The organism is Aquibacillus koreensis, from assembly GCF_025154055.1.
In the GTDB taxonomy this organism is placed as follows: domain Bacteria; phylum Bacillota; class Bacilli; order Bacillales; family Amphibacillaceae; genus Aquibacillus_C; species Aquibacillus_C koreensis.
Genome location: NZ_JAOALK010000009.1, coordinates 1 through 12,716 on the forward strand (window position 1 = coordinate 1; position 12,716 = coordinate 12,716).

General features: G+C 36.8%; 12 protein-coding genes and 2 riboswitches. Of the genes, 6 read left to right on the forward strand and 6 right to left on the reverse strand.

Going from position 1 to position 12,716, the window contains the following annotated elements:
- Nucleotides 1–211: 211 nt before the first annotated feature.
- The 5 genes from NYQ66_RS02290 to NYQ66_RS02310 form a co-directional block, all read right to left on the reverse strand.
- Nucleotides 212–1,057: a nuclease-related domain-containing protein gene (locus tag NYQ66_RS02290; RefSeq protein WP_311202000.1), complete on the reverse strand. Its 846-nt coding sequence runs from the start codon at nt 1,055–1,057 to the stop codon at nt 212–214.
- A 407-nt stretch (nt 1,058–1,464) separates the two neighbouring features.
- Complete coding sequence (locus NYQ66_RS02295; protein WP_259866430.1) at nt 1,465–1,605, reverse strand: aspartyl-phosphate phosphatase Spo0E family protein; 141 nt, start codon at nt 1,603–1,605, stop codon at nt 1,465–1,467.
- Between the two features lie 147 nt (nt 1,606–1,752).
- Complete coding sequence (locus tag NYQ66_RS02300) at nt 1,753–2,841, reverse strand: GGDEF domain-containing protein (RefSeq protein ID WP_259866432.1); 1,089 nt, start codon at nt 2,839–2,841, stop codon at nt 1,753–1,755.
- A 103-nt stretch (nt 2,842–2,944) separates the two neighbouring features.
- Nucleotides 2,945–5,146, reverse strand: a complete 2,202-nt coding sequence (locus tag NYQ66_RS02305; protein WP_259866434.1) for an EAL domain-containing protein — start codon at nt 5,144–5,146, stop codon at nt 2,945–2,947.
- A gap of 279 nt (nt 5,147–5,425) precedes the next feature.
- Nucleotides 5,426–5,511, reverse strand: a riboswitch (cyclic di-GMP riboswitch).
- A 416-nt stretch (nt 5,512–5,927) separates the two neighbouring features.
- A complete protein-coding gene (locus NYQ66_RS02310) occupies nt 5,928–6,905 on the reverse strand; it encodes a C40 family peptidase (RefSeq protein WP_259866435.1) in 978 nt (325 codons plus the stop codon).
- A 261-nt stretch (nt 6,906–7,166) separates the two neighbouring features.
- Nucleotides 7,167–7,252, forward strand: a riboswitch (cyclic di-GMP riboswitch).
- A 102-nt stretch (nt 7,253–7,354) separates the two neighbouring features.
- Here NYQ66_RS02310 and NYQ66_RS02315 point away from each other — a divergent pair.
- Nucleotides 7,355–7,990 carry a response regulator transcription factor gene (locus tag NYQ66_RS02315; protein ID WP_259866438.1) on the forward strand — a complete coding sequence of 212 codons (636 nt, stop codon included), beginning with the start codon at nt 7,355–7,357 and terminating at the stop codon, nt 7,988–7,990.
- A gap of 80 nt (nt 7,991–8,070) precedes the next feature.
- Here NYQ66_RS02315 and NYQ66_RS02320 read toward each other — a convergent pair whose 3' ends face one another.
- Nucleotides 8,071–8,250: a hypothetical protein gene (locus NYQ66_RS02320; protein ID WP_259866440.1), complete on the reverse strand. Its 180-nt coding sequence runs from the start codon at nt 8,248–8,250 to the stop codon at nt 8,071–8,073.
- Between the two features lie 240 nt (nt 8,251–8,490).
- On the opposite strand from NYQ66_RS02320, the gene NYQ66_RS02325 reads away from it, so the two are divergent.
- The 5 genes from NYQ66_RS02325 to NYQ66_RS02345 all read left to right on the forward strand — a co-directional run bounded on the left by NYQ66_RS02325 (nt 8,491) and on the right by NYQ66_RS02345 (nt 12,489).
- On the forward strand, nt 8,491–9,069 hold the full coding sequence (locus NYQ66_RS02325) for a nitroreductase family protein (protein ID WP_259866442.1): 579 nt from the start codon (nt 8,491–8,493) through the stop codon (nt 9,067–9,069).
- 536 nt (nt 9,070–9,605) lie between these two features.
- Entirely contained in the window at nt 9,606–10,226 is a 621-nt protein-coding gene (locus tag NYQ66_RS02330) for a CalY family protein (RefSeq protein WP_259866444.1), read from the forward strand.
- A gap of 130 nt (nt 10,227–10,356) precedes the next feature.
- Nucleotides 10,357–11,202, forward strand: a complete 846-nt coding sequence (gene tapA / locus NYQ66_RS02335; RefSeq protein WP_259866446.1) for an amyloid fiber anchoring/assembly protein TapA — start codon at nt 10,357–10,359, stop codon at nt 11,200–11,202.
- Nucleotides 11,202–11,873 carry a signal peptidase I SipW gene (gene sipW, locus NYQ66_RS02340; RefSeq protein ID WP_259866448.1) on the forward strand — a complete coding sequence of 224 codons (672 nt, stop codon included), beginning with the start codon at nt 11,202–11,204 and terminating at the stop codon, nt 11,871–11,873. The genes tapA and sipW overlap by 1 nt, the downstream gene beginning before the upstream one ends.
- Nucleotides 11,854–12,489: an LPXTG cell wall anchor domain-containing protein gene (locus NYQ66_RS02345; RefSeq protein ID WP_259866450.1), complete on the forward strand. Its 636-nt coding sequence runs from the start codon at nt 11,854–11,856 to the stop codon at nt 12,487–12,489. Before sipW ends, NYQ66_RS02345 begins: the two co-directional genes overlap by 20 nt.
- Nucleotides 12,490–12,716 lie beyond the last annotated feature (227 nt).

Consider the following 12,716-nt stretch of genomic DNA (forward strand, 5'->3'; position numbering starts at 1 on the left):
AGTCAGAGAAGGGCCCGCTCACTGACAAGAAAAAGAAAAGAGAGCCAGTCGAAGTCAGAGAAGCGCCTGCTCACTGACAAGCAAGAGAAAGAAGAATCAGTTCAAGTCAGAGAAGCACCCGCTCGCTGACAAGAAAAAGAACTAAGAGCCAATTATATTCAGGGACAGGCTCGTCTTCCCCGATCATAGTTAATCCCACTCCCAAACAGCGCTAACTATAGTAAGTACCAGTGTTTACCCCGTGCATAGTGTAGTTATTTTTCAGGAGTCTACTAATGGTTCTTTTATGTACATCCACCTTGCACCACTCATAAATAGCCTGGGTAGTAATTCGACGATCAGGAAACAGAAGCTTAAACTCTCGCACATTCCGCAATATCGCCTCTTCTATCTTCTCCTTCCTACCACATGAATTGCATAAAAAATCGTACCGAAGCTTACTAATATGAAAAGACCCACAACCGTCACAATAAATCCCTTTCTGCAACCCTTCATAACTATATGCTGGCAATTGGGCAAAAGGGTTCTTAGGTATATGCGAAGCGAGCAGTGTTTGAGCAAGTTTTTTGTGGTCTGCATTTAACTTGGATGGTGTGCTATTCCATCCGTTTAATAACCGATGAACTTGAGTTGGGAAAATAATAGGTTGACTTAGTGGGGCTTGATATAAAGTGAATGTAGGGTGATTAAAAATAACTAAGGGTTCAACAAGGAATTTGAACTTGTGCTTTAGTAGAAACTGGTTAAACAGAGTGGTACTTCTCTTGATTTGATCAACCGGATTCTTCCTCTCTCGTTTCGTAGTAACGGAGTATAGTTTGTCATCCTCCAAATAAAAATCACCTTGAAAATACTTGTTGTCCAAGAGGTGAATGACTCCTTGTGAAATAATCATCGTGTCAATTTGGAAGTAGGAGTTGTTGATTTCAAGGAGTAGATCACATAGAATATACCTTTCCTCCTGGAGATCTTCCAACAGGACATCAAACTTCCTTTCTCCCTCATATCCCTTTTCCATATTGGAGAGATGAAACTTTTCCTTGTCAGTCAAATCCATCCTCCTGTTTAAAGTGCGCATCGTTAGCAATTCCTCTGATTCAGAACGGGTTTTAATGATCATAGAACACTTCCTTTCTTCAATTTATCTATATAATATGCCTATATTTTACAAAACTCAACAAAAATCTGCACAAAATGATAAATCAAACGTTTGCTTAATCCCGAACAAGCTTATACTATTTAACCAAGAACTATTACCAAAAAAAGGGCGGGATAATAATGACTTTTTCCATCATAGGATTTGATACAGAACAAAAGAACTAGGCGTTGCGGTAGCGGATGCAGGATGAAGGTTTGATCGATAAAAAAGTAGTGGAATTCATGGAATAAGCAGCACAAACGTAGGCAGCACAAACGGCACAGAAAAGTGATGCTTTTTGTGCTGTTTTTTTATTTACATCACAATTAATTTTTCATTGCTAAGAGAATATATTCATCCAATTTCTGTGATATTTCAATGACTTCTTTACTATTGGGATTCTCTAAATAGGCGTTGTACATTTGTATGCGCAATGCCTCAATAACCTTATCGACATTGTTACTCATAAAGAACCACGACCTTTTAACCAATATATTAATTATTTTACAGAACATTACAAAATAATACAAATGATTTCCATTTTTCTGCCTGGCCTGGCTTATACACGAAATTAAAACAAGCCATCCAAGACTCCATCCCGACAAACAGTCGCCCTACGAAAATGACGACTCATAATAAGAAACGCAATTACGTCCCCTCTCCTTAGAAAGATATAAGGCTTCGTCCGCTTCCTTTATCACTTGCTTTAATGCTTTTCCCTCAACTGAAAAACTAATACCAATGGAAATCGTAACTTGTACATCTAGCATTTTACCTTCAACGGAAAAGGAGTGATTTTCAACTATTTTTCGTAGCCGTTCAGCAGCTTCACTTAAATCTCCCATTTCTGAAACGTTGGAAAAGCAAATGATAAATTCCTCGCCACCATATCGAGCAACTATATCCGTGCCTCGACAACTTTTGGTTAGGAGATTACCAATGTTTTGGAGAACATGGTCTCCATTTAAATGGCCATGATTATCGTTAAACTCTTTAAAATAATCAACATCAACCATCGCAATGGCATATGGAATTTTGTTTTCAATAAGAAGCTGCACTTCATGATTAAACTTGCGCATATTCGGTAAAGTAGTTAATGGATCATGATTGGAATGGAACTCTAATTGTTTTCTTAATTTAATATTTTGTGTGTCGTCGTTCAGCATGAGTGTGATGACCGACACAACCAAAGCGGAAAACAATGCAAAAACAATAACAATATGTACTGGGATTGGTGTTGTCGATAGAATGAAAATCGATTTCAATAATTCATAGGTGGAAATGCCAACCAGCATATGGCGGAAGTTTATGAAAGGGTATAAAATAGTATGGTTTTTACGATAAAAAAGTGATCCAATCACTGCGGGTAATAGGATGCCTTGCAAGATACCTTCCATAACTGTAGGGCCCATAAGTGAGGCGCGATAGAGGCTTGGAATAATGATAGCCAATAGCCCAACCTTCCACCCACCTAAATAAGAAATAATAAAAATAGGAACCTCTCTTAGATCTAGTCGCATTCCTTCGTACACAAATCCGTTAATCATCACACTCATGGATAAGAAACCAGCAACGAAAGGAGACAACCAAAACCATAGTGAGGTCATAGATTTAACGACAAAGTTCTTAGCCTTTAATGTAATAAACATAAAGGCTATGATTAGTGCCATATTCTCTAAAAAGAAATAAACAAGTGACTTCATGACATGTAACTCCAATGATAGAATGTATTTTTCCATCTGTATATGAGAATAAGTATGAATCTATAAATAAGATACGTCTATACATACATATTATATCAGAAAGTTAGAAATAAACGCTTTCCATCTCAAGAATCTTGTTTAATTCTTCGACAGGTACAGGTTTACTGAATAAAAACCCCTGTCCTTTGTTACATAGGTGTTGCTGTAAGATCCCTAATTGTTCGTTTGTTTCAATTCCTTCAGCGATAACGTTGATGCCAAGACTTTGGGCCATCGTTAACATCGTAATCGCAATGCTTTTGTCATCTTTATTCGTATTTATGTCATTAATAAAAGATTTATCAATTTTTAAATAATCAATAGGTAGAGACTTTAAATAGCTTAAGGAGCTGTAGCCTGTACCAAAGTCATCTATCGATATATTAACGCCAAGCTTTTTTAAATGATACAAAATTTCCTTAGCGGCTTCGATATCCATCGTCATACTTTCGGTGATTTCAAAGGTGAGTTGATCAGGTTGGACATTTGTCTCTTGTAGTAATTGTTGGATTTGATTGATAAAACCGGCTTGATAAAATTGGCGAATCGATATATTAATGGCCACAGATATTGGTGGATATCCGCTATTATTCCATAATTCCAATTGCTTAAAAGCAGTTCTTAAAACCCAATCACCAATAGGAATGATTAACCCCGTTTCTTCTGCAATTGGAATGAAGTGCATCGGAGATATCGAACCTAATGTATCGTTTTCCCATCGAATTAATGCTTCTACATCAGCAATACGATTCGTAGAAAGGTCAAGAATTGGTTGATATACGAGATTGAATTCATTTTTATCAAGGGCTTTCCGTAATTCATTTTCAATTTTTAATCGCTCTAATGCCTGTGTATCTAAGCTTTTATTATAGAATTCGAATTGGTTTCTTCCACTATTCTTTGCTTGATACATTGCGACATCCGCTTTTCGGAGTAAGTCTGCTACCGTTTCCCCATCATTTGGATACAGGCTGATACCTATACTAGGTGTTACGAAAATTTCCTTGCGATGTATATGAAAAGGCTGCACTAAGGTTTGGATGATCCGTTGCGCAATTGTTTTGATCTGTTCGATGGTGACATGTTTAATTAGAATGGAAAATTCGTCACCACCTTGTCTGGATATCATATCATCTTCTCGTAAACTCTCTTTTAACCGTTGTGCAACTTTCTTTAATAATTGATCCCCGATGTGATGGCCGAGTGTTTCATTAATTACTTTGAATCGATCTAAATCTAAATAGAGCATACCAATCAAACTATCTTCCGCGCTATCATGGGATCGAGAAATAGCCTCATCTACATATTTGTCAAAAAGCTTTCGGTTGGCTAACATGGTTAAATCATCATGATACTCCATAAAGTTAATTTTTTCTTCTGCATGATAATGTTGAATGACTAGGCTAGCAAGATGTGTGGCTTTATTAATTAATTGAATATCATTTTTTTTCGGTGTGCGCGGTACCGGATAATAGATCGCAAATGTACCTAATACCGTTTCATGGTTATCAAGAATTGGATAGGACCAACAGGCTTTCAAGTTGTAACCGCTTGCAATGTCTTTGTATTGTAACCATAATGGATCATCATCAATATTGGAAGTAATGATTGGTTTTTTATAATATGCTGCTGTACCGCAGGAACCGGATGTTGGACCAATCTTTGTACCATTTATTTTTTTACAATAACTGTTTGGTAAGTGTGGAGAAGATGCATGTATCAGTTGCTCGTTTATCTGGTCAACCAAAAGAATGGAGCAAGTTCCACCACTTATTACATCCTCCATCAATAAATTGATCTGGTCTAATACATCTTTCATTGGGTGCTTCGTATAGATCATCTTCAGTACTTCTGCTTGACCATCTAGCAATGTTTCCATTTGATGCGATTTTGTTAATTCTTTAGCGATTCCTATTATTCCGCAAATTTGTTCCTCTACCTTAAGCGGGACGGCTGTAATGGTTACATCAATTTCATAACCGTTTTTATGTTTAATTGTTATGTTAAATGTTTGCTCGTTCCCCTCGATCACCTTGTTAAAGTGTAAAGTCGATTCAGTAATGGTATCCTTTTGCAAAAAATCTTGAATGGATATCTCCAGAGCTTCATCCGAAGAGTAACCTGTAAGGCTTTCGGCAGCGTTGTTAAACAATTTGATATTCCTGTTCATATCTAATACAAAACAAGCATCATGATTTAATGTAAAGAAGGACTTATATATCTTTTCAAATGTATCTGATTGAAAGATGGATTTTGTTGTTTTCATCTAGCTTCCTCCTCGTATGTTAACTAACTTTTTCGTCTTTCAAGTAATAAAGTATATAATGCTTTGGTTGACATTCTTTTTCTTGATGTGTGATATGTATGAAACGAACGCCGTAACTAATCAAGTGACTAAGGTAAGAATCTTCCTTACAAATATTCTGACTTTTAATGCTACATTAGGTTGAACATAGTATAAATAGGCTAGTTATCTTACAATCTTCTAATATGAAAATAAAAAGCAAACCTAAAGAGTTAAGGTTTGCTTTTCGCACCTGCATCCTTCGGTAACTAGGCTACCGTAGCTATTTCAGCGTTAGGCCCTCAGCTTTGCGTCTTTACCTTTCAGTAAATTTGCTATTATCGTTATAGATGAGAATAATATTTTTAGACATTATGGATTGTAAAGTATATTAGTTGTTATTGTATCATGTTTTGACAATTTTCCAATACTTTCGACACGATAATTTTACATTTTATTACTTAATTTTCAGTTTTGTGGGTAAAACTAATGAGAATGATTATCAGTATTAGTGGGTATTTCTTATTAGTTATATCTATTCATATAACCTGAGTAATTTATATACTAGGAATTCATATCTCAGAACACTTGTATGTGGGTTCAATAGAGGTAATTTATCAAAAATTAATTCATATTTACGTCTAACAGAAAAGGATGGTGATTTTAAGAAAGGGATTTTTAGTAGTATATACCTTAATTTAGCTCATACCCGATTCTAAAACAAAATAAACAGGCCACCCAAAGGCGGCCTGTCCAAAAAGAATTATTTCCAAGCTCCATAACCAGTAAAGTACTTGCTCCAATAAGAGTTATCTAAGCTAGTAATCTGTACACCACTTGAACTTGCGTGAGCGAATTTATTATCCCCAACATAGATCCCCATGTGTGAGATTCCTGCTTTATACGTACCACTAAAGAATACAAGGTCCCCAACCTCAGGGCTAGAAATCTTTACAGACTGGTTATAGTATGATGCTGCACTTGCTCTATTGATATCCATGCCTGCCGTTTTGTGTACATAGTAGATAAATCCACTACAGTCAAATCCACCAGGAGCTGTTCCGCCCCATTTGTAAGGGGTGCCAACGTGCTTTTTCGCTTCTGCAACTACTTTTTTAGCAATGCTAGCTGTTTCTTGTTTTGGTTCAGATACTTTCTTAGGCTCGGAAACCTTCGAGCCACTAGTTGGTGCAGTTAGACGGATTGTTTGTCCAACATAGATCATATCAGAAGATAGATTATTCCACGTTCTCAAGTTGGATACGGAAACGCCATATCTTTTTGCAATATGAGATAATGTATCGCCTGAGCTGACTTTGTATGCTGTCACACTTGCAGTTGATCCAGATCCTGTTGACGCAGAAGAGCCAGATTTAGAAATTACTAACTTCTCCCCAGCATGAATCGTATTACTAGATTTATTATTCCATGACTTTAGATTAGATACAGAAACGCCATGCTTCTGAGCGATTGACCATAAAGAGTCTCCAGACTTTACCGTATAAGTTGATCCTGAAGCTTTGCTACTAGTCTCTAACGTTTGTCCTACAAAAATAGTATTAGAAGATAAATTATTGATAGATTTTAAGCTTGAAATCGATGTATTATATTTTTGTGAGACTGTCCATAGAGAATCCCCAGATTGTACTCTATAAGATGCAGCATCTACATTTGTTGAAAAACCTGTTGTAATCGCTAAAGTGGCTACTACCGTTATTAACGTTTTTGATGTTTTTTTCATGTTGTTCCACTCTCCCTTTTTAAGTTATCAGTCTCAGGTTGTTTAAGTGGTATAAGTTATAGTTTATTAGTTTGTTAGCGCGATTGGCCTCGCGTCGCTTTCTGAAACGAGTATAGCATGGAAATGTCGAAAAAAGGGGTTTGTTACGGTCTCTTAATCATACTGTTATAATTACGGGGAATAATGGTAAATGTAGAGGAATTAGCTAGAAGTACTTGTTTTGTGTGCAGATCATGGTATCATTTCTATAGAAGATAAAAAAATTGAAAAAGGCAAACTATGTCGAAAGAATAGGACGCAAAGCCTAGGGTCTAAGGTATTTATACTATGATCGCCTGGTTACCAAAGTATATGATACGCTTATGTAGCGACCATCTATTTTGGGTGGTCGTTTTTTTATGTTGATCATAGGTAGACCTCACGACGAAGTCTAAGTTAGGGTGAGATAAATGAAGAAGATTGCTATCTTGAAAGCGCATTCGGTAATTCGTGATATGATTGTAACGACATTACAACAGGAACTAATAAATAGTGAGATTTATACGTACGGTCCTGATGATTTAAAAGTGAATGATAACATCGGATCTAAAGCGGATATGGTTATTATTGATCTAGATATTAATCTAGACATACATCACCTAATAGAATGTTATAAGACGGAAGGTAAAAAAGTAGTAGTATGGACCCCAACAACTACAAATCCTGCTTTGCCATGTCTATTTAAACTCGGTTTGCATGGTTACTTCTACAATGGAATGGAAAAAGAGGAGCTTGTCCACGCGATTGAATCCATTTTTAACGATAAAGTATATGTCGATAAGGAACTGGCTCCCGTTTTATTAGATGAGTACATTAGTACGGTATCCCAAGAGCCAAAGCGGCCGTGTGACATGTTTACCAACAGGGAGTGGGAAGTAATCGAGTTGTTAGTGAAAGGATACAGCAACGAAAAAATAGGCAAACATTTGTTTATTTCGGATAAGACGGTTAAAAACTACGTCAACTCGATCCTAAAAAAGCTACAACTACCCGACCGCACAAACGTCGTACTCCACGCCATAAAAAACAACTGGTTCTATATATAATGGAAACATGGGGACGGTTCTTGTGTGCACAAAACGTGCACACAAGAACCGTCCCTCTGTTTCCAGTGGGGGCACTACATCTATTTAAACATTTTATGAGCACCTTCTAAAATAAATCCGATAAGTAGCAAGGTGCAAATAATGATAAATGGTTTCAGGCCGATCAACGGTATAACAAAGTATAGGAAAAAAAGGAATCCAATTAGTCCAACTGTGAAGAAAAAGAAAAATTGAATGAACAAGCCAATGCTTTTAAACATGATCAACACCCCACTATTAACATATGACATTCGTCTATTTTGCGTTACTTGTACGTTAAGAAGATATAAATTTTTAGCTGAGAGGTGTAATCGACGAAGTGAAAATTTAATGTGCCAAGTATAAGAAAAACTAACACATTCGTTAAAGGACGAGCGAATGCGAGTTTTTCTAATGTTTGAAGAAGCAGATGTAGGGGAATATACATATACAGAAAAAAAGCGAAGGGGGCAAGCAATGCTATGCACGAAACGGATGGAAAAGCATTAATAGAAAAGTACAGAAAAGCAGACCATGATATCGACCCAATCTTCCTTAATCGGTGGTCTCCACGATCCTTTTTGGATAAAGAAGTCCCAGAAGATAAATTATTTAGCATAGTAGAAGCGGCAAGATGGGCGCCTTCGTCTATGAATAAACAACCATGGCGTTTCATCCTAGCTCGAACAAAAGAAGATCGCGAGCGATTCCACGCATTTATTATGGATGGTAACCTTAAATGGTGTAAAACCGCACCTGCCTATATGTTAATCATTTCAGAAAAAAATGGACCAACACACGCGTTTGATACAGGCACAGCATGGGGGTACCTCGCCTTACAAGCGGCACATCATGGCCTCATCACGCATGCAATGGGTGGATTTCATAAAGATAAAGCACGCGAAATGCTCCAGATCCCTGAAGATTATGACCTTCACGCAGTTGTAGCGATAGGATATCAAGGCGAAAAGTTGACCTTACCAGAGGACATCCAAGAACGAGAAAAACCATCCGATCGCAGGGCTCTAACAGAGACTGTCATCGAAGGAACGTTTAAATAGTGGATGCCAGCGCCAGTTAGAAATAACCAATTAGATATAGGAAACCATAAGCAGATTGCCTTTATGAAAAAAGGTAATCTGCTTATTTTTTGTCATTCATGTTCTGTCGCATGTTCTCTCAAAAACCGAGTTTCTACCTATAAAATCAACAAATCTTCTAAATCCCCAATATAAATACCTATGTAATCGACAATCTATTTTGAAAGTTACCTCGAGTCGACATTTCCCTACTAGGACCATCTTAACAGCTATAAGTGTTCTTTATTTAGAACGAAAAATAAATCCGTAAAAACAAAAAGGTAAGCAAATTCAAGAAAGGGAGAGAAAAACAAAGTAATATGTTCTTATTTACGCACATTTCGTTCATTTTAGAGTTTTCTATTTCATACCGTCTGTCATATACTCCAATTGACACAACTATTCTCAATAACGAACGAAAAGTTGTCGGATAGTGAACGTCCATTTCATTGTTTGTAAATCCTTACATATAGGATTTCAAAATAAAAAAAGAAAAGTTTTAGGGAGGAATACGAGAAATGGGAATTAAAAAGAAATTAGGTCTAGGAATTGCGGCAGCGGCTCTAGGTATATCTTTGGTGGGGGGAGGAACGTTTGCTTACTTTAATGATGTAGAAACATCTAACAACACGTTTGCAGCGGGTACTCTAGATTTAACTTTAGATCCACAAGTTATCTTTAATGTTGATAACTTAAAACCAGGTGACACAATGAAACGTTACTTCGAATTACAAAATACTGGTTCATTAGACATTGCGAAAGTACTTTTAGATACGTCATATACTGTTGACTCGGAAGAAAGTAACCAAGGCCAAGACATGGGTGAACATTTTATGGTTCATTTCATTAAAAACCAAGGTCATCCTGAACATTGGTTAGATGATGATTCTTATGAAGTGGTAGGAAGTAAAACTCTTAAACAACTTTCTGATATGACTCCTGATGAATTAGCTGTTGAATTAGAAGACTTTCTAATTTGGGATTATAAAGAAGATGGAATCCCAGCTAGCGGAACTGATTATTTAGTGGTTAAAATTGAATTCGTTGATAATGAACAAAATCAAAACATCTTCCAAGGTGACACTCTAAATCTCGAGTGGAAATTCACTGCTGAACAAGAGGACGGAGAAAGAAGATAATAACTATCCATTAACCAGAAAGGTGAGCCCTGCTCACCTTTCTACCATTATTAAATTTCGTAAATCTATAACATACTTATATATTTACAAAATTTAATAACCAAGTTATACCAAGCAGGAGGAATCAAAAATGAGAAGTTCACGGTTATCAAAATATAGAAAAAAGTATCGCAAGTTAATTATTGTTGCCCAAATTGTTGCAATTTGGTATGCGGCAATGGTTAGTTTTTCTGTTTTAACATCAAGTACAGGTGCTTTTTTTAATGAAACGAAAGAAGCACAAACGGTTATACAAGCGGGGACCTGGTGGGATAAGAGTGATTTAGAGTTTATCGGAATCCCTACACAAAATGTGAAGGCTTGTCCAAATGTCGCAATCGCCGTTGAATTGCAAAACAAAGGATTTGCTATGACAGACTCAACGCGATATGAAGTCTTCTACGAGGAAAACGGTCAACCAAGAATAAATGGGGAGAAAATTGCTGAAGGCGTCATTGGACCAATGGGTGCTGGAGAGATCATAGAACTCACCTATGATGTGGTTGAGGAAGGTTCCTATATATTTAAAGCGTACCAGGTCGAAGGGTATGAAGGATCAGACCCAATAATCTGGAGTGAAAAAGTTATGGACAAATGCTTAAACGAAAATGCAAATGATGATGCGAAACAAAACGAAAAACCTGCTACAGAAGATACTAACACAGAGGAAAAACCAAAACAGAACAACAATGAAGAAACAAATAATGATGATGCAGACACAACTGAAGATACAAATAATGAATCAAACGACAATAAATCAGAAGAGAAGCCAGTAGAAAATGAGAGTGCAGAAGATGAAAAGCCCGATCAAGAAATAGAAGAGGAAAAAGAAGATAGCGAAAAATCAGAAGAATCAACCGATAGTAGTGAAAACCCAGACCAAACAAAACAAAGTGAGCCCGAGGATTCAAGTGGACTTGAAGAAGGTGAGCAATAATGAACATTAGGTTGTTAGGAAAATGGGTTAGTAGTCTAATTACAATTATATTGTTCGTCACTTTAGTGGCTATGGCTTTTATCGTTATTTCTGCAAGGGCTTCAGGTGGAGAGCCGCAAATCGCTGGTTACCAATTAAAGACCGTGTTATCAGGATCAATGGAACCTGAAATGAAAACAGGTTCCATCATTGCAGTGAAACCAGGTGGAGATATGACGCGTTTTCAAAAAGAAGATGTGATTACATTTGTGAATGAAGATGAGGTATTGGTTACCCACAGAGTCATTGATGTTGTCCAAAGTGGAGAGAATGTCATGTATCAGACAAAGGGTGACAATAATAATGGACCCGACCCGACACTAGTATTATCGGATAATGTGGTAGCGGAATATAAGGGGTTTACAATTCCATATATAGGCTACTTAGCTAACTTTGCTCAATCAAAAGAAGGCAGTGCGATATTACTCGTGTTACCAGGCATACTGTTACTGGCATATGCTGGATTCACCATTTGGAAAAGTCTTTCCCAACTCGACACGAAAGATAAGAATGAAGATAAGATAGAGGAAGAGCAAAAGGAGCCGGAAGAAAGCATTATAAGCTCCAATAATAATGGAGGATTATATCGTCCAGTAAGGGTGATAAAACAAGATGAAAAAAATAATATTTAGTTTCATAGTGTTGGTATTAGTAGCCATGAGTGTCATAACTATTCCAGTTTTGGCAGCCACAAACCCAATCAACATCGAAACTTCACCAGACAAAGTATTATTTAATGTCGAGAATATGAAACCTGGAGACTGGGCGGAGAAAGAATTAACGATTCAAAATAGAGGGGAAGAGGATTTCGCCTATAATGCAGTAGTGGATTTCAAAGGTGGCTCTGAAAAACTATTTAAGGAATTTTCACTTGAAATCCACGATAAGGACGGATCCCTATATGATGGGAAACTAAGTGAGTTTCAAGAATTCGATGCACGATTTCTTGAGACAATGCACGAGGAAAAGCTAAATCTCGTCGTCTCCTTCCCACCCGAACTAGGCAATGATTTCCAAGGCCTATCATTCGAAGTAGAGATCAAGTTTGTTGCCGAACAAATACTTGGTGACGAAGATGAAACAGACGGCGAAACCCAAACACCAATCGATCCAACCGAAGAACCTGTTGACGGGGATATCTTACCATCCACAGCAACGAATACATTTAACTATCTATTAATAGGCGGATTAATCGTCATAGTTGGTGGGATATTATTCTACCTCAACAAAAGAAAACAAAGAGTCTAATCGTAAAAGGCAGGTCATTAATCAGACCTGTCTTTACGTGTTTCTTCTATATAATATGTGTTACAGATCATACCCACTAGCTTTTACTTGGACACATCAAATCTAACAAATAAATAAAACCAACTGTTAAATAATTATTTATTTCTTTTATCACCCTCTGATATAGTCAAAAGTAACTAGTTACATTTGTCGACAAATGTAGTATTTTATAACTATACATATAAATC